Genomic DNA, 20,280 nt, shown 5'->3' with positions numbered 1-20,280 from the left:
GATGTTTGCTCCTTTCACTAAAATTCACCATATATAAAATCGCTTGCTTGATAACCATGACCATAAATACCAAATACGATAATGGATACCCCTATGATAAGGATAATACCATAACGCAACAACAGACTTTTCTGATCGAATAATGCAAATAAATTTACACGTCTTTCCTTTAAGCCTGCTATTATAAACATCAATACCAATCCCCATATCAAAATGCCAAAATCAACAAGAGTCAGCCCATGTGCTAAGATATCCGTTTCCTGCATCGTAAAAATCCGCAACAGCATTTGCAAGGCATCATCTAGTGAGTGCGCACGAAAGATCAGCATGCCACCAAAAACAATCAATACCGTACGTAAGATACAAAAGAGACGATAGCCTTTTCGCTGTTCATGAAGATGCCACGTATCTTTGATTTTCGTAAAAACAGGGGCAAGCAACAAGCCCATCATCATAATTAGATAATAATATAAACCATATACAATATATTTCCAGCTGGCGCCATGCCAGAATCCATTGAAAAACCAGACAAAAAAGAGGGGAAATGCGCTTAGGATAAATCTTCCGAAATTCCCTTTCATATGCTTTTTCACAGAACGGTTCAAATTCATATTCATTTTAGATAATGATATTGAATAAAATACGTAATCTTTTAGCCAAGTCCCTAACGTACGATGCCAGCGACGCCAGAATTCAGCTATACTTTTTGAGAAAAACGGTTGTTCAAAATTTTTCTCCATGTGAACACCAAACAAATAGCCAATTCCACGTACGATATCCATAGCGCCACTAAATTCAGCATATATTTGTAATGTATATAAGGCAACAGCTAAAAAAGCGGTAAAACCTCCATGCATACCACTAAATACTGGATTCACATATAGCGCAGCTCGATCAGCGATGACTAATTTTTTAAAAAGTCCCCAAAGAATTAGATATAAACCACTCTTGAATTTTATAATGTCAAATTCATTGCCCGCATACAATTGATCGGCTAACTGATCAAAACGTGAGATCGGACCTTCTGTCATTTGTGGGAAGAAGGACAAATACAAAGCGACTTTCCCAAGCTGAGGGCTTGCTTCGTATTTGCCTCTATACACATCTACCATGTAACTGATGGCCATTAAGGTATAATAGGAGATTCCAAGTGGCAGTACAAATTTTTTTACTGCGATATTAACATTAACATGCAATAAAGCATTTATGGCATTCAGATTACCGGCAAAAAAACCGTAATATTTTAAATAGCACAAGATACCAATATTGATTGCCAATACGACGATCAAAATCAGTTGCTTCCGTTTCTTCATCATAGCCTTATAGGCTTTCTTTTGGTCTTTTTCTAAACTTTTTATGGTAGCTTTTTGCAGCTTTATCTGTTTGTTAATAGCTAAGCCGCCGATATATACACTCAAAATACTACCTATCAGGAAAATGATCAATGCCTGCGAGGCCGCAACATAAAAGATGACATTTGCTAAGAGCAAAATACACCATCGCCACTGTTTCGGCGCAAGATAATAAAGCACACAAGATGCTGTCACTAACAGCATGAATGGCAGCGATATCAATGACATGATACAAATCCTATTCTTCCATTAATCGCTCAATCAGCGCATATAGCTTTTCTACATCATTGAAAATCTCTGGCTGTACTTCCATAACTGGAATTTCAACATCAAATTCATCATCAATAGCCGCAATAATTTCAACGATATCGAAGGAATCCAAAATACCATCCTCAATAAGTTTCTTTTCTTTTTTAAAATCGACTCCTGGTTTCATATCTTCTAAGATTGCTAGTAATTTCTCCATATTTTTTATCCTCCTGCATACATAGCTTTTAAAGCTTTCCGATCTATTTTCCCATTTGCATTATAAGGCATGCGTTTTATAGGAATAAATTTATTGGGCCACATGTAATTGGGCAGCTTGGCCTTTGCCTGTTCCAAAATTGCTTTTTCCGTTAAATTTTTGCCCTGATAATATAAGATGATCCATTTCGCTTGTGTATCATAGATACACGCACAGGCATCCATCCCCTCTATCGCAAACATAGCGGTTTCAATTTCACCAAGTTCAATGCGATATCCCATATGCTTGATTTGAAAATCCTTACGTGATAAGTACATCAGCTCACCGTATTCATTGTATTTCACAATATCACCACTGCGATAAATAAGCTCTGGATAATGAGGCTGCAATGGATTTTGAATAAACACTTCGCTTGTTTTCTCCACTTGATCATAATATCCATTTGCAAAAAAACTTCCTCGTACACAAAGTTCACCGGCTTCATCGCCTTTTGCTTGTGTACCATCTTCTTTTAGCACAATAACATCACAATTGTTACAAGCATTTCCGATTGGCAAAGCTTCATCATCCGCAAAATCACGGTTTACAATATAATACGTACAAATATCGGTAACTTCTGTTGGACCATATAAATTTGCATATAAAGCATCAGGTAAATGTCTGCGCCAGATATTTAAAATCTTTGTTGGCATTACTTCACCTGCAAACAACACCTTTTTTACATCTTTAGGCGGCAATACTTCTAAACCTTTTAAGTTTGCCACGATACCTAAAGCACTCGGCACCCAGTAAATGGTATTGATCTTATTTTGAATCATGCAGTCCAAAAGCTTTGCTGGAAAAGAGAAATAAAGTTTTGGCAGCAAATAAAGACTAGCACCTGATAAAAGGGTTGCATAAATATCAAGCACAGACATACTGAAATAAAACGGTGTCTGATTACCAAAGATCGTTGTTTCATCGATTGCAAAGGTTTCAACAACCCAATGGGCATAGGCAAGCACACTGCGATGTGATACAACTGTTCCTTTCGGAATACCGGTTGAGCCGGAAGTAAACAATACATATGCCGGATCCGTATCAATCATCTTTCTTCGCCTGGATAATAAGTTTGCTTCTTCTATCGCATAGGTCTTGTTTTCTTCATAAAGCAACAAATCTCCTTTAAAATTTAACTTTTCGGCTGTTTTCCATTGCTTATGATCGCTAATAAGCAGGCTTGGCTGCAACGTATTCAGTATACATTCCATACGCTCAACGGGCATCTTTACATCTAAGATCGTATAATAATTTCCACTATATAACACTCCCATCATTGATACGAGAGCCTGAATGCTTTTATCAATCAAAATGACAACAGGCTGATTCTGTGATGGTATTTTTTCTATAATCTTACAAGCAATCGCTTTTGCTTCATTGACAAACGCTTTATATGTAATGCTCTTTTCCGGTTCCATCAGCATTGTTTTATCAGGATAACGAGAACAACTGTTTTCCAGCATCTCTACTATATTCTTCATAACAATTAGCTCCTTTACATAAGAAGGAAACTCCCTTCCTGTTCACCTGTATTATAGCATCTAGATGCATTTTTACTTCTTAAGGGTTCTTAATTCTAAATGACATATATGTCACTTTTATCCTTACATTCTCCTACAAAGAAAAAAAGTCATTTTTACTTATGTTAGAATTATCGGTAAATAAAACCTAAAAAAAGTAAGCTAACATGCTTACTAAACAAACACATCATGTAAAAAAGTCATGTTCTGGGAGTAACATGACTTTTTTAAAGAAAAAGGATTCATCTAAGGCTGGCTGGTAACAGCCTTACATTATGGTATTGCAGATAGTATTATTATAGTCTCTTTATCTGCATTTTTATTATAGAATGAAAAAATAGTAAAATTTAGCTATCTTTAGCAATTCTTTGTGTTTAACCCCATACAAAGCTATTATTCCTTGTTCTCAAAGGTATTTTTATATACCTTCGGGGTAACGCCGGTATAATTTTTAAATACTTTAGTGAAATAATTTTGCCCTTGGAATCCTACTTCATAAGCGATTTCTTTTATACGTTTATTTGTTTTCAGTAATTCTTTACTAGCCTCTACACGTCGTTCACTCACTAGTTCCGTAAATGTTTTATTCAAAGAGCTGCTGAGTAATTTGGAAATATAATAAGGCGATACCTGCAATGCATCTGCCATATCACTCAATGTAATTTGTTTGCGATAATTACTGTCAATATAACGAATGGCATGACGTACCAGTAAATTCGTATTACGGAATTTCTCCTCAGCAATCAGATCATACAAGCGATGTATTTGCATATGTAAATATAAAGGTACTTCTTGGTGAATACTGCTTGTCACACGCAAAGGTGTAATTTTGACTTTAGTAAAATCAATTTCCGGATATTGTTTTTCACAACTGTTTTTCAAAGACGTAATTAATTCAGATACATCTTTATACAATTGTTCTTTTTCCTCCTGAATCAGTTGAAGACTTAATTGATTCAAATGTTTTTTTAAAGATTCTTCATCCATCTTCTGAAATGCTTTCATGAATACTTCTACCTGTGTAGCAATATTTACCGCATTTTCTTCACTGCTTTTTTCATCTTCTATCAATAGCTTCAAAGCTGGCTGTGCCTGAGCACTTAATCGATCTCTCGCCAAATCAAAGGAATGATGAAATTTTATTAATTCACAAACAATAGGACCAATACCAATTACGACATCTTTATATTCACTACGCAAACCATCGATATATCCTGCCAGCTGTCGGACTTCCTGTTGGTCAATCGGACGCTCAAAAAGGATAAAGAAAATTTGCAGTCCATGAAACAATTCTTTGATACAGCGATATCCCTGCTTTTTAAAGTTTTCACAAATGGTATCCATGGCTGTGGTATGAAAAGCACATGTCAAACTCTGCATGATCATACAAAAACCACTACAGATATGGGGACTTAATAGTCGTAAAGAACGTTTTAATTCTAATTCGTTCTCATTTGAGATGATCGCATACAAACATTCATTTTCAACTACCGGAGTAATTTTTTCAATCTTCTCCAATAATTCATCATGCTGTTGCTGCTCTTTACGTTTTTCTCGATGCTGGTGTATCAATCTATCTACGACTTCTTTCAAATGTTCTATGTTGTATGGCTTTAAAATAAAATCACTCACACCTAGGCGAATGGCCTCTTGTGCATATTCAAAATAGTTATAACTGGATAATACAAGGAAGGAAGTGTCTTGTTGCTGTTGTTTGATTCGCCGTATGACCTCTAAGCCATTGATTCCCGGTATATTGATATCGGCTAAGACAATTTCCGGCTTTTCACGTTCAAAAACATCCAGTGCTTCTTTCCCGTTTTTCGCCATATACAATCCTTTTAAAGTAAAGTTATCGTGTAAGATTTTATAAAGTGTCTCGCGTTCAATTTGCTCATCCTCGATTATTAAAATTTTATACATCAGGAACGCCTCCTTAGATCAATCTTAATATTAATCTCAAAGCCACAGTTTTCCAGACTATTGATGATAATGCTCACTTCATCACCATAAAATTTCTTCAAGCGGCTGGTAACATTGTATAAGCCCAGATGCACACGATCATCGCTTCCTTTGGCATAATCATTTAAAATTAATTTTTCCAATTCATCTGAGGCCATACCAACACCATTATCACTTACACTGATGATTACATGATCGTTTTGCTGCGTAACCTCAATCATGACCTCACCATCTTCCGTAACATCCTGTAAACCATGGAGAACTGCATTTTCAACAAGCGGCTGTAAGATCATGCCTGGCATGCGTATATCAGGAAGATCCTCTTCTGCCTCGACAATAAAGCGAATACGTTCTCCATAACGTTTCGCCTGAATATAATTATAGTTTTCAATAGCTGCTAATTCTTTTTTCAAACTGCTGATGCGGCTGGTATTATCCAAAGCATAACGCAACAGACGGCTGGTGCGTTCCATCAGCTCACTTGTTTCATATGCACCTTCACTATAAGCCTTTTTATAAATCATATTCAAGGTATTAAATAAGAAATGAGGATTAATTTGATTTTGCAATACCCTCAATTCACTTTGCGCAAGCAGTTCATCTTTTTTCAAATTTTCGTTTTGCTGCTCCAATACACGTTTCTCTAGATCGGATTTATCATTCGCATATTGAATATTTTTTTGTATACTTCTTGAAAGGTCCTCTAACGCCAAACAAAGCACATTCATTTCTTTGTTTACATTGGAAATTTTTGATAAGTCGTATTCACCCATTTTAATGCGATTCATATTATTCATGATTTTCTCAATCGGATCTGTCATCGAACGAATCATCGTAATGGAAAAATAAGCAAGCCAGGTAATCACAAACAGAATAAAGAATAAAGATACTAGATGCAGCGTTCGCTGATTATCATTTACCGCAATTTTCTGCTGCTGCATATCTTCGGTTACAATATCATAATATTCTCCACTTGTCTTTGCTATCAGCTCATATTCATGTATTAACTTCTGATACTTCTGATTAAAGTCTTCTTCTTGCTGTAGATTACTGGCAATGACCAATTCAGCATCGATATAATACTTATCAATCATATTCTGCAAGAGTTCAAAACGCCATTTTCGCTCATTCCCTTTTAGGCTCAGCATGATCTTATCTATGTTTTTTCCGGATGCATTATAAGAATCACGAAAAGCTTTATAATTTGCATCACTGGGCTGATATAAATAGACCTGAAAATTATCATTCATTTCCTTCACATGAAAATAAAAGCCATTTAAATCATTGTAGCTCACATAGGTATCATTAAACTTATCGATAATTCGTATATTCAGCATGACATATGTCGAACAAACAAAGGCTACAATGACGATTAACATGAGATTGTAATTAAAAATCTTATCGCTGAAGCTTTCCAGCTGATCATTATGACGCAACCACCGTTTCATCATTCCTTCAGCTCCTTTTCATATGTTTTTAGATTTCCTTTATTAAGCAATAGAATTTGCGCTGGCTGAAGCTCTTTCACCGGCTCTTTTCCATTTCTTACATACTCATATAACATCTCCACGGAATCATATCCGTAACGATAAAAAGATGTAACTATACTTCCGGCAATTTTACCTTCTTTGATCATCTTTACCGTATCATCCATATCATCAACACCATAGATCAGCAGATCATCTTGCATATTCAGATATTCACGCGCCATCACACAGCCAATCGCACTTTCACCGGCAAAATTTAGCGTGATATTTAAATTTTTTTCTTTTTGCAAAACGCTGATCCATTCATTACGTGAACGGGATTGATCTGACTTAGATTCACTGATTGCAACGATTTCAAAACCGCCCGGATGTTTTTTAAATACCGTACGGACGGATTCAATCTGCTGTTTGGCCAAATCGAAATCTTGTTCCGATACCTGAATTCCTATGCGCAGATGTTCATTCTTTCCTATCCGTTTTTCAATATCCGTCAAAAGCATCTGTGCCTGTTGTTCAAAATCCTTACAAATAGTTGCAAGGGGCTTTGCGTCTTCTACCGGTGAATCAACAAGAACGATCGGTACATTTTGCTCCATTGATTCCATGATATATGTTTTCTTGATAACTCCCTGTGTAATAATACCATCTGCTTTTTTCAAAATTGCTGTCTGAATTACATCCTCCATTTGTTCTGTTGAAATTTTGATTGGTCCTTGCCAATCACATTGTATATGATGTAGATCACAAGCATCCTGCATACCGCTTTTTGCCTGCAGCCATAGGGTATGTGTAGATAATGGTGTTGCAAACACAAAATATAATGGTTTTTCTGTTTCCTTCTTCATTGTTTGACATCCGCACAAAAGCATGAGCGATGCCGCTAGTACTGCTTTTTTCATATGTAATCCCTTTCCTCTTTTCATTATTTTAACATAGTTAAGCATAAAAAAAAATGATTCTTGAAAGGGATTGTAAGAATCATTTCTTTCCACCACATGTCGCTAAAATCAAGGTCCTCACACCATGATTCCTCATCTTTTTCCTTGAACTGACTCATGTCATAGGGTTTTCTTAAGAAAAGATGTGCATACAGATGATGCTGTACTGCGGGGTTGCTATCCGCTAATTACAAAATAATTATATCTTACGAAATAAGAAATATCTTGTCATTTTTAGCAAATTATTGTCGTAAGCGCTACAATCAGATTCTCACATCTCGCATATTTATTTAATTTTGCTAATTTCAATGCCAAAAGAGCTATGCGCTACATTTTATCTTATACGATAAGAGGTACGACACCTTCTTTTTATTGATGATTCCAACGTCCTACATTTGAATTTACGTACTCATAAGCATACAATTCGTATCCTATTCAGCATGCGATCTCTTATCTATTTCAACATACTTCCACACAACGATTAGCGATCCTCTTAGAATCTCCTATATCGTATTACTAATAAAGCAAAAAAGGATATCTTTGCGTGATATTACCCTTCAAAAGTTAGACTCACTTTAGGAGGTCACTACAATAAGATACCCTTTTCAATGATTAATCCACTGCTTTTTTAACTAAATCAAGTACTTCTTCAGCAGTAGCAAGTTTTAATGCTTCATCAGCAAGTTTTGCTGCTTCATCTTTGCTTAAACCGTTTACCATCTTACGTGCTTTCAGAATTTGTGTAGCAGACATTGAGAATTCATCCAATCCCATACCTAACAGCAAAGGTACAGCATATGGTTCTCCAGCCATTGCGCCACACATACCAGCCCATTTGCCTTCTTTATGTGCACCATCAATCGTCATCTTGATTAAACGCAATACAGATGGATTGTATGGCTGATATAAGTAAGATACATGCTCGCTCATACGATCTGCGGCCATTGAATACTGAATCAAATCGTTTGTACCAATAGAGAAGAAGTCTGCATGTTTAGCAAAGTTATCCGCATTAACAGCTGCAGCAGGAATTTCCACCATCATACCAACTTCGATATTATCGGCAACCTTTACACCTTCGGCAATCAATTTTGCCTTTTCTTCTTCATAAATAGCTTTTGCGTCACAGAATTCTTTTACGGTTGCAATCATCGGGAACATGATGCATAATCTACCATAAACACTAGCACGAATCAAGGCACGCAACTGTGTACGGAAGATATCTGTACGATCCAGACACAGACGAATTGCACGATAGCCTAAGAATGGATTCATTTCTTCTGGGAATTCAAAGTATGATAATTTCTTATCTCCACCGATATCTAAGGTACGAACAACGACACGGCGTCCTTGCATTCCTTCTAATACAGCCTTATATGCTTCAAACTGCTCTTCTTCTGTTGGGAAGTGATCGTTGTCCATATATAAGAATTCCGTACGGAATAAGCCTACGCCTTCACCACCGTTTTTCAATACACCTTCAACATCTTTAAAACCACCGATATTACCAGCTAATTCAACTTTATGTCCATCTGTTGTGACAGATTCCGCATTCACTAAAACTTTTAATGCTTCTTTTTCTTCAGCATAAGCCTTTGCTTTTGCTTCATATTTCTTAATTGTTTCTTCATCAGGATTTACAAATACTTCGCCATCTAAAGCATCCAGGATTAATGTATCCCCATGTTCAACAGCACTCAGGATATCTCCACATCCTACAACTGCTGGTATTTCTAAAGAGTTTGCCATGATGGCAGAATGACTTGTTTTACCGCCAATACTAGTCGCAAAGCCTTTTACAAATGTATTCAGCTGTGCCGTATCTGATGGTGTTAAATCATAAGCAACAATAATAGAATCTTCACTGATGCTTGATAAATCAGGAATTGTCAGTCCCAGCAGGTTACATTTCAAACGATACGTAACATCCTTGATATCCGCAGCTCTTTCACGGAAATAATCATTATCCATAGACTCAAACATAGCTACCATCTGGTTGGCAACCGTATCAGCAGCATATTCTGCATTTACTTTATCATTTTCGATCATGCCGACAATCTGTGATGCGAATTCAGGGTCACCAGCCATCATCAGATGAGCATCAAATACAGCCAGTTCTTCTTCAGACAGACGTGCTGCTGCTCTTTCTTTTACACCCTCGATATCTGTTTTTGTCTTTTCGAGTGCTGCATTGAATTTTTCAACTTCAATTGCAGGATCTCCTTCTTTTTTAACGATCTCAACTTTTGGAGATTCCAATTTGTATGCTTTTGCGATGGAAACTCCCGCTGATGCTGCAATACCTTTTAACATAAGTACATCCTCCTCTTACTCTTGCAACTTATAAAAAAAGTGTTTTATATTGATAGAAACGTGGTTTTCTAAACGCTTCCATATCTCTATCTCTATATTAAATAATAACATTTTTTAAGCCGTTAAGCAACGAAAGAATGCATGTAAAGCCATGTTTTTCTTCTTATCAAACATCTCTTTCTCATAGTTGATACACCACCAATTTTGATCTGCCGGTAAAAAATACTCATTCATCATCAATATACACTCCTCCCTTTTCAGCTTAAGCAGTGCCTGATTAATTATTTCATGCAGTTCATATAGCCTTTCAATGTCTTTGCAAGTGCGTAAATAATCACGGCGATATAATTGTGCCAGATAATTTGCTTTTGCATGCAATTGACTCATAGATTCCATGTGTCATCACTTCCCTCTACTTATCTATACGACACAAAGAGTCTAAAAACGTAATTTTTCTTCCTTTTTTATCAATTTGCCTAAAAAAAGATGTCCTGCTTTCACAAGACATCCGTATATCAACGAAGGAAAATCAGCCAGAGCACAAAATAAATAATGGCACAGGCAATCAGAATAGGAGGTAAAAACGTGATGAATGCCGCAATTACCATTGCTAACATATCATGTTTTTCCAGATCCACATCCTTTAATTTATCTTCATCAACTTTATTTAAACGATTTTTTATTTCGCGTGCCTTTTTGAGAATCACTTTTTAAGACTCCTTAAATGACATGCTACAAAGTGTTCAGGCTCAATTTCCACCCATTCCGGACGTTCACATTTACACTTCTCCATAGCATATTTACAACGTGTATGGAATTTACATCCTTTTGGAGGATTTACCGGACTAGGAATATCTCCTTCCAAAATCTGTAATTCTTTGTTATGGATATCGGTTGTCGGAATAGCATTTAATAAAGCCTCGGTATATGGATGTAATGGGTTGCGGAAGATATCTTCTGATCTAGCGCTTTCCACCATGTTACCTAAATACATAACACCGATACGATCGGAAATATACTTCACGACACTTAAGTCATGAGAGATAAACAAATACGTCAGATTCTGTGTTTCTTTCAATTCCTGCAACAGGTTTAATACCTGTGATTGAATAGAAACATCCAGTGCGGAAACCGCTTCATCACAGACAATGAATTTAGGATTCAAGGCTAATGCACGGGCAATGCCGATACGCTGACGCTGTCCACCAGAGAACTGATGTGGATAACGATGGATGAAATAAGCCTCCAGACCACATTTATCCATGACCTCGATAATGTAATCCTCTAACTCTTTACTTCCTTTTTTAAATTTCTTTTGTCCAACTAATGGTTCCGAAATAATCTGTCCGACAGTTAAACGAGGATTCAAAGAAGAATATGGATCCTGGAAAATAATCTGAAGATCCTCACGTAAGATACGCATTTCTTCTTTTGTCAATCTTGGTAATTCAATACCATGTTCCCACATCGCATCAATCTTGGCAAAGTTCTCGTTTGAGCGATAGCTGTCTTTCATCTGTTCAATGGATTTTAAGATGGCATCATGCTTCGCTTCTGCTGCTTTAAGTTCTTCTGCACTGGCATTTTTCTTTTCCAGCTGTGCAACATTACAGCCGGCCTTATATTCTTCCAATAATAGTTTGGATACTTCGCTATAATTGTCAGAGAAAACCAGACCACCACATAAGCGATATAAATGGCGCATTGCGTCATCATAAGCATCAACAGATGTATGATTTGGATCTTCGTTATTAATCTTGCTTTCTAAATGCTTCGCTTTTTCATGTAATTTGGCCAAGTCATTTAAATCTTTTTCATAATACTTTGGTTGATATTCATATACTGTACGTCCAAAGTATACCGTATCACCGCGTGTCTGATCATATAATTGCAACAAGACACGTCCTAAGGTTGACTTACCACAACCGGATTCACCAACTAGTCCATAAGTTTCGCCTTCATGGATCGTAATGGTGATACCGTCATTTGCCTTTACATACAGCTGTTCTTTCTGTAATAAAGATTCTTTCTTGACAGGAAAATACTGTCGCAGATTTGCTATCTCAATCAGTTTTTTCTTTTCCATTACTTGTTACCTCCTCTTTTGACAGGGAAGAAACAACGAATCTGATGATTAGGTCCGATTTCCTTCAACTCAGGTTCTTCGTTTCGACATTTCTCTGTGGCATATTTGCATCGAGGAGCAAATTTACATCCTTGTGGCAATGCTAACGGATGCGGCACAGAACCAGGGATAACATCCAGTTTTTCACCACGCTTGGTATTCAAACGCGGAATGGATGTCAGCAGTCCTTCTGTATATGGATGGATATATTCGCTATCCATAAAGATATTGTCAACAGGTGCAGTTTCAACGACCTGACCACAATACATAACGGCAACATCATCTGCCATCTGATTGATAACTCCAAGATCGTGCGTGATAAACATGATTGCTGTACCTGTTTCAGCTTTTAGTTCATTCATCAGTTTTAAGATCTGCGCCTGAATCGTAACATCCAGTGCAGTTGTCGGTTCATCAGCAATTAACAGTTTTGGCTTACAAGCAAGTGCCATAGCAATCATGACACGCTGGCGCATACCACCGGATAATTGGAATGGATAGGATTTGTTGACAGTTTCCGGATTGGCGATTTTTACTTGTTTCAGCATTTCGATACTGCGTGCTTCTGCTTCCTTCTTATTTAAGCCCTGATGCAACATCAGAACTTCACTAATCTGACGATTAACAGTAAATACCGGGTTCAGAGACGTCATTGGCTCTTGGAAGATAACAGAGATATCGTTACCACGAATTTTCTGCATTTCCTTTTCACTAAGCTCAGAAATGACTTTACCCTCGAACTTGATTTCACCTTCATATATTTTCTGATTATTTTCAAATAATTTCAAGATACTCATTGCTGTCTGACTTTTACCACTGCCAGACTCACCTACTACACCAAGTGTACGACCTTCTTCAATCGACAGGCTAACACCGTTGACTGCCTTAATCAGACCTTTTTTGGTATCAAAATAGGTGTGCAGATTATTAATTTCCAGTAATTTCATGTTCTTCACCCCTACTTCTCATTCTCTTTTGGATCTAAGGCTTCACGTAATGCATCGCCGACCAGGTTAACACCCAATGCGGCAATCACGACGCAGACAGCAGGTGTGATCCATTGCCACCAATAGTTCTCGATAACGATCGCTCGCTGCGCTCCATTTAACATGTTACCCCACGACGGCATCGGTTCTTGAACACCAAAGCCCAGGAAGGATAATGCAGCCTCCATCAGCATCTTATCGGCATAACTTAAGGTCATATTTACGATACAGATATTCATAACGTTTGGTAAGATATGACGAACAATGATAGAGCCTTCTTTAATACCCAAAGCACGCGCAGCAAGTACGAAGTCCTTTTCACGTTCGATCAAGATCTGTGCACGTACTAATCGTGCCATACCTGGCCAGGAGATAACACCCAAGATAATCATAATCAGATACATTTTCTGATCAGTTGATAAATCATTTCCAAGTGATGCTGATAAGGTGATAACCAAAGGCATAAATGGAACAGAACTTACGATTTCCGTAAAACGCATCAGCAGATTATCAACCTTGCCACCTTTAAATCCGGAAATCATACCGATCAATAAACCAAGAACGGTTTCAATGATAACTGCGATGATACCAACAACTAAGGTAACACGACCACCATGCATTAAACGTGTGAAATAATCACGACCTTGAGCGTCTGTACCTAATACATAACCATCATTTCCCCATGCGTGGATTTCATTGTTGTTATCCACAGCATAATTTTGGAAATAACCACTGAAAACCTGCTTGATATTCGTTGCACTGCTAGGTACACTGATATCATTTAAGTCATCATTTCCCCATGCATACACTTTACCACTTTCACCAACAGCAAATAACGCATTACGGCTTCCGGATACATCAACGACTTTTTCATTGATTGCCGGTATACCATCGCGCATATTATCGCCATTTGCACCCCATACATGGATCTTGCCTTGGTCATCAAGCGCAATACCGTTTGCATAAGACATTTTTGCTTTTACGATTTTAATGCTGCCATCTGTTAATTCTTTTGGCACATCTGAGAATTCATTACCGGAAACACCCATGGTTGCAATGGTTCCATCTTTTAATAAAAGAACCATATTGTAGCTGTTTGCATCAACAGCCGCAACTCTTCCTTGAATTTCGGAAGGTACATAATCCATGTTGTTTGCGCCAGTTGCACCTAAAATAATTACATTTCCTTTATCCGTAACAAGTGCTGTATATTTATCACTTGCCGATACATCAATAACCTTTTCATCGCTTTTCAGCTGGGCTTTGGCTTCATAAGTCAATTCTGCCTGATGGAAGTCGTTCTTACCCCAACCGATAACTTCACCGCTGTCTGTCAATGCCACCACATGACGGTCACCAGCAGCAATTTTTACTACATTCGTTCCTAAATTGCTTGGAACTTCTGTAGCTCCATCGGTATCTTTACCCCAGGCATATACTTTTCCATCATCAGTTAAGGCAACTGAGAATGTAATACCTGAACTGATTTGTACAATCTTCTTTCCTTCTAATTCTGAAGGGAAATCCAAATAACCAGTACCCGGTCCGATATTTTGCAGGATAGGTTCCTGATAAACCGGATCCATTTGACGGAACATACCGCCAATATAAGCAAAACTGAAAATACCAATGAATAAGATCAAACCAATAATGGTAAACTTATTATGTATGAAGTTGGAGAAAATGACCTTAGAAGGTGATTTGATTTCTTCCTCTTCAAATACATTTAATTCTTTTTTCTTTCCACCAAAGGAGAACAGACGTTTGAACATTCTGCCAAAGGAAGAAAAGATTGATTGCTTTTGCTTGTTGTCTTTCTTTTCCATCTGTTATCCTCCTAATCTAACTTCACACGTGGATCTACTAAAGCATACGTGATATCCGCAATAAAATTGGAAATCAAGTAAATGACTACGTAGAACAGGTTCATGGATACAACCAGCCATAAGTCACGTTTTTGCAGACCCTTCAACAAGATGAAACCTAAACCATTCCATTGGAATACGGTTTCTGTAATCATGGAACCACTAAACAGCATACCGATCTGTGTGATAACAATGGTTACAACAGGAATCAACGCATTGCGGAAAGCATGAGAATATACGATAACTTTCTGGCTTAAACCTTTTGAACGTGCTGTTCGGATGAAATCCTGACTCAATACTTCCAGCATTGCATTACGCACATAACGCATCGTACCGGCTAACTGGATGACGGTCAGGGTCGTAACAGGCAAGATCAGATGCCTGAACCAGGAAGTAATATAGGCTCCTGTAGATAAGCCTTGCTCTGGCATACCAAAAGAAGGCAGCCAGCCTAATTTGAAGGCGAAAATGAAAATAAGACATAAACCGACGAAGAACGTTGGTACACTCATACCGATTAATGAGAATACCTGCCAGAATTGATCGAAGAACGATCCTTTCTTTACGGCAGAGCGGATACCTACCAAAATAGAGATTCCTAATGAAAAAATCAAAACAAAGAAGTTTAGGAATACGGTATTCTTTAATGGTTCTGCAACTACGTTTTTCACTTCTGTTTGATATGTAGAGGATACACCTAAGTCACCATGTGCCAGGTTACCCATCCATTTTACATACTGTGTTACAACATCTTGGTCAAGTCCAAGACTCTTTCTTGCTGCTTCTACTCGTGCGTCATATGTTTCCGGTCGTCCACCTTGTACCATTAACTTCGCAGGGTCTCCAGGCATCAGCTTTGTTAAACCAAACAGCATGATGGAGATAATAAAGACCACCGGGATCAATGACAAGATACGCTTAACTGTATATCTAAGCATTGTAATTCTCCTCTCATTTATAAACACTAAGAAAGAAGATAGCTTTTTGGAGCCATCTTCTCCCTCGTGTGTTTCGATATTACTTCAGACGTACTGCTTACTCAATTGAGAAATTGCAGATACTGTTTGCCCAGTCACGGAATGGAGTAGTCTTGAATCCTTTTACCTTGCTGGCAGCGAAGTCATAGTAATCGTTCGTGTAAGTTGGAATTGTTGGCAATAAGTAGTTCCAACGTTTCTGATATGCTTTCCAGTTTTCTGAAAATTCTTTTTCATCTTTAGATGCTTTCAAGTTTTCAATAGCCTTGTTCAATTCAGCATCATTTAAACCATAAGGGTTGAAGTTTGCTACTTTTTCATATTTACCATGGTAGTCAGCTTCTGGATCTGGTACTTCGTTGAAGCCAGATGCCATGTTATATACGTTGTATTTAACTTCAGCTTTTTGTTTCTGGTAATAGATGTTCAGCATTGTTTCAAAGTCTTTAACTGTAATTTCATATTTGATACCAACCTGAGGAGCGTTCTTTGTCAGCTGCAGTTTGATATTGTCAGTAATGGTATTCTTTTCAGAACCTAAGTGTGAAATCAACAGAACTTCACCTTTGCTGTTGTAACGCAGGTAATCTTTGCTAGCTTTCTTAGCATCGAATGGAGTTTTTCCATCTTTTTCATACTTATAATCAGATTTGTCTAATGCTTTGTTAGCGTTAGCAATTGAGAAAGAATATGTGTTTAGGTTTTTGTCAACCCATTCTTTGTTGTCAATATAAACTTTCTGAGCTGCACCGTAGTCAGAGTAGCATGGTTTACCATAAGCACCCATAGCTGCCTGAGCGATCTTGTTTGTATCTACAATGTAAGCTAAAGCCTGACGTACGTTAACGTCTTTTGTAGCTCCATAGTAGCAAGATATTGGCATGTTACCATAACCATTACGTGGGTAACTAGAGATTGTGAATTTATCTCCTTGTGCTTTTACTTTATCGATTTTTTCAGCTTCGATTGCACCGGCAACGATGTCAACTTCTCCAGCAACCAGAGTATCTACATCCTTGTCCATGTCAATTGCTTTAACGGTAATCTTTTCAATGCTTGGTTTTTTACCTTCCCAGTTTCCAGCATACTCTTTATTCAGAGTTAACTGTACCTGCTGGTTCTTGAAGCCTTCAAATTTGTAAGGCCCGCAAGTTACGGTAGGGTTCTTTAAGAAAGTATTCTTTACATAATCAGCGATAGCTGCCTGATCTTTCTTAGCGATCTTAGCACCTTTGTCATCACTAGTGATCTTCACATCTTTAGCAACAACGTGAGCTGGTAATGGGTAACTCCACAAGAAGTTCTTTTCCCAGTAGTAAGGTAAATTCTTAGCAGCGATTGTGATTGAGAAGGAATGATCATCAATCATCTTAACGCCTGAGAATGTTTCTGTTTTTCCTGCACTGAATGCGTCGTAACCTTCGATTTCGTATCCTGTTGGGTTACCATTTGCATCGATCCAAGATTTTGATGCACGCATCAAGTAAGTCATTACATAGTCATTTGCTGTAACAGGTTTTCCATCATTCCATTTCAAACCATCGTTCAGTGTAACTGTGAATGTTTTAGAACCGTCTTTGTTGTTCTTAACTGCAGGTTCACCTTTCAGTGTTACCTTCGTTTCCCATTTAATGTTTCCATCGTTGTCAACAATAACTGGGTTGTATCCATGAATTAAGTCACGGATGGATTTGTCATAAGAGTTATTTCCAAAACCTTCGATGAATTCACCGTTCATTTTGTCCTGTCCTACGACAAGTTTGTTTTCTGCCTTGCTGCTGCCACAACCAGCAAGTGAAACCGTCATTAACGCTGCGACTGCAAGAGTTAATAGCTTTTTCATATTTTTCCCTCCTATCATTCCTGATAATGACCATATTATACTCTAAAAGAATTGAAAATACAATATTTTTTCGGTCATTTTCACACAAATTGAGTGAAATTTTTTACAATTGTGTGTAACATGTTTACATTTTTGTGAAAATTACCATATGACACCGCAATGCAATTCATCATTTTCAAACATTTGTGGAAATGTGTACACCAATAATAAACAGCGCTTACGCACCTATAAATTCCATGTTTTAAAAAAAAGAGAAGTTACTTACCATCGTAAGCACTTTCTCCTACTTGTTTATTCGGTTGTAAACATATTGACTTGCCATACGGGCTAGGATATGTAGAATCCAAGCAATCATTTGGTAAGCGATACCATCAATTCTTCATGCTTTGTATTCCTTATATACATAACTTTTATTAGAATACGTGCCATCAAGTTCATATAAATCTTCTTCGTCTTATTTTTCAATGGATTTCATATATAGAAAAATACTTACTGCATTCATCACGAGATCGTTTAGGACAAGATATCCCGCTAAGGCTAAATTTTTAAATGCCAAAATGGTATAGCCTGCAAGGATGCCGATATTCAAAAATGTCAACATCTTTTGTTCTTCTTTGGTACTGGACATCATCATACGGCCAAATTCCATGACATGATAGTGTTTTAAAAGATAGCTGTCCATAAAAAGCAGTAACATCCAAAAAAATAGCTTATCCGGAGTATACGTATAAAGGAACAGTGGCATGCAGATAAGCTGTATGACACAGACCTTGATGGCTTCTTTCATGGCATTATGTTTCATTAAGATCCCTTTCCTTCCTTACTATTATAACAGAAATTTCCATAGGCGTCTGAGCGATCTGTTAATGGATCAGAAAAGGGAAGAAGCTATGACATTGCATTTCAGAGATCATTAGGAACGATTGCTACTTTTGCCACGCAGTTTTTTACGTGCAAAAATCATTTTAAAATCATGGGCATGGAAGGGAAATAAGGGATAAAAATAAGAGGTATGCGTAATCGTTTTATTAGATGCTAAAATAAAAGCCATAATGGCTAGCCCGATCCATAGTCCAAAACGTGGCAGAAGGGCAATGATGATAAGCATCATCATTCGCATAAACTTAATGGCATATCCTAATTCATAACTAGGCTGAGTGAAGTTTGCTAAGGCCACAAATGCCATATATAAAATTATTTCCGGAGCTAACCATCCGGCATTGACCGCAAAATCGCCAAGGATCAATGCCCCTATGATACTAAAGGAAGAATTTAAGGAGCTTGGGGTATTTAAGCTGGCAAGCTTTAAAGCATCTATTCCTAATTCTAGCATTAACAACTGTAAGATAATAGGAAGATTCATATTATCCTGAATTAAAGCGAATTGAAACCAATCCGGAGCGAAATCCGGATTGCAGTTAAGATAATACCAGATTGGTGTCACAAACAAGGTTAAGAAAAAGACCATGATCCGAATAAGACGTAAATAGCTACCGGTAATCGGAGGAAGATAATAATCCTGAGCTTCCTGCACAAAATCAAAAAAAGTCGTTGGTAAAATGAGTACCGAAGGTGAATTATCAATCATAACGATGACCTTTCCTTCTAGGACATTACTGGCTGCAGCATCCGGACGTTCACTATAGCGAACCTTAGGGAAAGGATTTAACCATTTATGTGGGACAAGTGCTTCGGCAATGCTTTCCTGTGCCATGGTTAACGCTTCTACTTGTATCTGCGATAACTTATGGCGAATATCCTGCACCAATGCATCATCTGCCAACCCTTCCATATAACATAAGACAATATCCGTTTTACTGATAGAACCGACACTGTGATATTCCATATGTAAGCGTGTGTCACGGATACGGCGGCGAATTAAGGCTGTATTAAAGACCAACGTTTCGACAAAGCCATCACGGCTGCCGCGTAAGACTCGATCATCTTCGGGCTCAGCCATACTGCGGGTAGGATATGTTCTGGCATCAATCACAATGCCTTCTTCATAGCCATCAACGATCATTAATACCGAACCGCTTAATACCGCTGTAATCTGTTTCTCTTCCTCCGCAACCACATCGGTTTCTAAATAAGAGACAAAACGATCACAAAATACATAAACACTTTCCTGTTGTACCGTTGTTTTCATATCTGCCTTTAATAAGAATTCCATCATTTTCTCTAATACTTCATCTTTAACAAAGCCATCAACAAAATATAATGTCATATGAACATCCTGCACTTGCAAAGTTTTCGCAACAATATCAAAATTTTCCTGCAAATGCAGTTTCTCATTCAGTTGTTTACATCGATCTGTATACTTCATAATATCACCTGTTGTTAAGATGCACGGATTTCCTTTTTTTATACCCATGACTGCTAACAAGGTTTTAAAAATAACTGACCA

The 20,280-nt window shown here is 37.5% G+C and carries 16 protein-coding genes; all 16 read right to left on the bottom strand.

All coding sequences use genetic code 11. The annotated features are described in order from the left end of the window. Positions 1 to 17: 17 nt before the first annotated feature. Entirely contained in the window at positions 18 to 1,580 is a 1,563-nt protein-coding gene (locus EDD61_RS10330; RefSeq protein WP_008689810.1) for an MBOAT family O-acyltransferase, read from the bottom strand. Positions 1,581 to 1,590: 10 nt separating this feature from the next. Further along, positions 1,591 to 1,818: an acyl carrier protein gene (locus tag EDD61_RS10325; RefSeq protein ID WP_132225276.1), complete on the bottom strand. Its 228-nt coding sequence runs from the start codon at positions 1,816 to 1,818 to the stop codon at positions 1,591 to 1,593. Positions 1,819 to 1,823: 5 nt separating this feature from the next. Then, on the bottom strand, positions 1,824 to 3,338 hold the full coding sequence (locus EDD61_RS10320; protein ID WP_132225274.1) for an amino acid adenylation domain-containing protein: 1,515 nt from the start codon (positions 3,336 to 3,338) through the stop codon (positions 1,824 to 1,826). 432 nt (positions 3,339 to 3,770) lie between these two features. Next, the gene (locus EDD61_RS10315; RefSeq protein ID WP_132225272.1) at positions 3,771 to 5,300 is read right to left on the bottom strand and encodes a response regulator transcription factor; all 1,530 of its coding nucleotides are present in this window, start codon (positions 5,298 to 5,300) and stop codon (positions 3,771 to 3,773) included. Next, positions 5,300 to 6,790, bottom strand: coding sequence for a sensor histidine kinase (locus EDD61_RS10310; protein WP_132225270.1), 1,491 nt, complete (start codon positions 6,788 to 6,790; stop codon positions 5,300 to 5,302). The genes EDD61_RS10315 and EDD61_RS10310 overlap by 1 nt, the downstream gene beginning before the upstream one ends. Next, on the bottom strand, positions 6,787 to 7,725 hold the full coding sequence (locus tag EDD61_RS10305) for a sugar ABC transporter substrate-binding protein (protein WP_132225268.1): 939 nt from the start codon (positions 7,723 to 7,725) through the stop codon (positions 6,787 to 6,789). The genes EDD61_RS10310 and EDD61_RS10305 overlap by 4 nt, the downstream gene beginning before the upstream one ends. Positions 7,726 to 8,376: 651 nt before the next feature. Then, positions 8,377 to 10,077 carry a phosphoenolpyruvate--protein phosphotransferase gene (gene ptsP, locus EDD61_RS10300; RefSeq protein ID WP_008689816.1) on the bottom strand — a complete coding sequence of 567 codons (1,701 nt, stop codon included), beginning with the start codon at positions 10,075 to 10,077 and terminating at the stop codon, positions 8,377 to 8,379. A gap of 114 nt (positions 10,078 to 10,191) precedes the next feature. Then, the gene (locus EDD61_RS10295; RefSeq protein ID WP_008689817.1) at positions 10,192 to 10,473 is read right to left on the bottom strand and encodes an MG284/MPN403 family protein; all 282 of its coding nucleotides are present in this window, start codon (positions 10,471 to 10,473) and stop codon (positions 10,192 to 10,194) included. A gap of 119 nt (positions 10,474 to 10,592) precedes the next feature. After that, complete coding sequence (locus tag EDD61_RS10290; protein WP_008689819.1) at positions 10,593 to 10,784, bottom strand: hypothetical protein; 192 nt, start codon at positions 10,782 to 10,784, stop codon at positions 10,593 to 10,595. Continuing rightward, complete coding sequence (locus EDD61_RS10285; RefSeq protein ID WP_008689821.1) at positions 10,781 to 12,163, bottom strand: ABC transporter ATP-binding protein; 1,383 nt, start codon at positions 12,161 to 12,163, stop codon at positions 10,781 to 10,783. The genes EDD61_RS10290 and EDD61_RS10285 overlap by 4 nt, the downstream gene beginning before the upstream one ends. Further along, the gene (locus EDD61_RS10280; RefSeq protein ID WP_008689822.1) at positions 12,163 to 13,149 is read right to left on the bottom strand and encodes an ABC transporter ATP-binding protein; all 987 of its coding nucleotides are present in this window, start codon (positions 13,147 to 13,149) and stop codon (positions 12,163 to 12,165) included. Before EDD61_RS10280 ends, EDD61_RS10285 begins: the two co-directional genes overlap by 1 nt. A gap of 11 nt (positions 13,150 to 13,160) precedes the next feature. Continuing rightward, a complete protein-coding gene (locus EDD61_RS10275) occupies positions 13,161 to 15,014 on the bottom strand; it encodes an ABC transporter permease subunit (RefSeq protein ID WP_132225266.1) in 1,854 nt (617 codons plus the stop codon). Positions 15,015 to 15,025: 11 nt separating this feature from the next. Beyond that, positions 15,026 to 15,991 carry an ABC transporter permease gene (locus EDD61_RS10270; RefSeq protein ID WP_008689825.1) on the bottom strand — a complete coding sequence of 322 codons (966 nt, stop codon included), beginning with the start codon at positions 15,989 to 15,991 and terminating at the stop codon, positions 15,026 to 15,028. 97 nt (positions 15,992 to 16,088) lie between these two features. Beyond that, positions 16,089 to 17,873: an ABC transporter substrate-binding protein gene (locus tag EDD61_RS10265; protein ID WP_119957636.1), complete on the bottom strand. Its 1,785-nt coding sequence runs from the start codon at positions 17,871 to 17,873 to the stop codon at positions 16,089 to 16,091. Between the two features lie 454 nt (positions 17,874 to 18,327). Further along, on the bottom strand, positions 18,328 to 18,675 hold the full coding sequence (locus EDD61_RS10260) for a hypothetical protein (RefSeq protein ID WP_008689827.1): 348 nt from the start codon (positions 18,673 to 18,675) through the stop codon (positions 18,328 to 18,330). A 111-nt stretch (positions 18,676 to 18,786) separates the two neighbouring features. After that, a complete protein-coding gene (locus tag EDD61_RS10255; RefSeq protein WP_132225264.1) occupies positions 18,787 to 20,199 on the bottom strand; it encodes a spore germination protein in 1,413 nt (470 codons plus the stop codon). Positions 20,200 to 20,280 lie beyond the last annotated feature (81 nt).

It is taken from the genome of Longicatena caecimuris (assembly GCF_004341945.1).
In the GTDB taxonomy this organism is placed as follows: Bacteria; Bacillota_I; Bacilli_A; order Erysipelotrichales; family Erysipelotrichaceae; genus Longicatena; species Longicatena caecimuris.
The sequence above is the reverse complement of the archived record's forward strand: the minus strand, read 5'-3'. Positions and strand labels throughout refer to the sequence as shown.

Bases quoted from the DNA above. Each gene is read 5' to 3' on its own strand.
- EDD61_RS10330 (WP_008689810.1), bottom strand. From the start codon at position 1,580: ATGTCATTGATATCGCTGCCATTCATGCTGTTAGTGACAGCATCTTGT.
- EDD61_RS10325 (WP_132225276.1), bottom strand. From the start codon at position 1,818: ATGGAGAAATTACTAGCAATCTTAGAAGATATGAAACCAGGAGTCGAT.
- EDD61_RS10320 (WP_132225274.1), bottom strand. From the start codon at position 3,338: ATGAAGAATATAGTAGAGATGCTGGAAAACAGTTGTTCTCGTTATCCT.
- EDD61_RS10315 (WP_132225272.1), bottom strand. From the start codon at position 5,300: ATGTATAAAATTTTAATAATCGAGGATGAGCAAATTGAACGCGAGACA.
- EDD61_RS10310 (WP_132225270.1), bottom strand. From the start codon at position 6,790: ATGATGAAACGGTGGTTGCGTCATAATGATCAGCTGGAAAGCTTCAGC.
- EDD61_RS10305 (WP_132225268.1), bottom strand. From the start codon at position 7,725: ATGAAAAAAGCAGTACTAGCGGCATCGCTCATGCTTTTGTGCGGATGT.
- ptsP (WP_008689816.1), bottom strand. From the start codon at position 10,077: ATGTTAAAAGGTATTGCAGCATCAGCGGGAGTTTCCATCGCAAAAGCA.
- EDD61_RS10295 (WP_008689817.1), bottom strand. From the start codon at position 10,473: ATGGAATCTATGAGTCAATTGCATGCAAAAGCAAATTATCTGGCACAA.
- EDD61_RS10285 (WP_008689821.1), bottom strand. From the start codon at position 12,163: ATGGAAAAGAAAAAACTGATTGAGATAGCAAATCTGCGACAGTATTTT.
- EDD61_RS10280 (WP_008689822.1), bottom strand. From the start codon at position 13,149: ATGAAATTACTGGAAATTAATAATCTGCACACCTATTTTGATACCAAA.
- EDD61_RS10275 (WP_132225266.1), bottom strand. From the start codon at position 15,014: ATGGAAAAGAAAGACAACAAGCAAAAGCAATCAATCTTTTCTTCCTTT.
- EDD61_RS10270 (WP_008689825.1), bottom strand. From the start codon at position 15,991: ATGCTTAGATATACAGTTAAGCGTATCTTGTCATTGATCCCGGTGGTC.
- EDD61_RS10265 (WP_119957636.1), bottom strand. From the start codon at position 17,873: ATGAAAAAGCTATTAACTCTTGCAGTCGCAGCGTTAATGACGGTTTCA.
- EDD61_RS10260 (WP_008689827.1), bottom strand. From the start codon at position 18,675: ATGAAACATAATGCCATGAAAGAAGCCATCAAGGTCTGTGTCATACAG.
- EDD61_RS10255 (WP_132225264.1), bottom strand. From the start codon at position 20,199: ATGAAGTATACAGATCGATGTAAACAACTGAATGAGAAACTGCATTTG.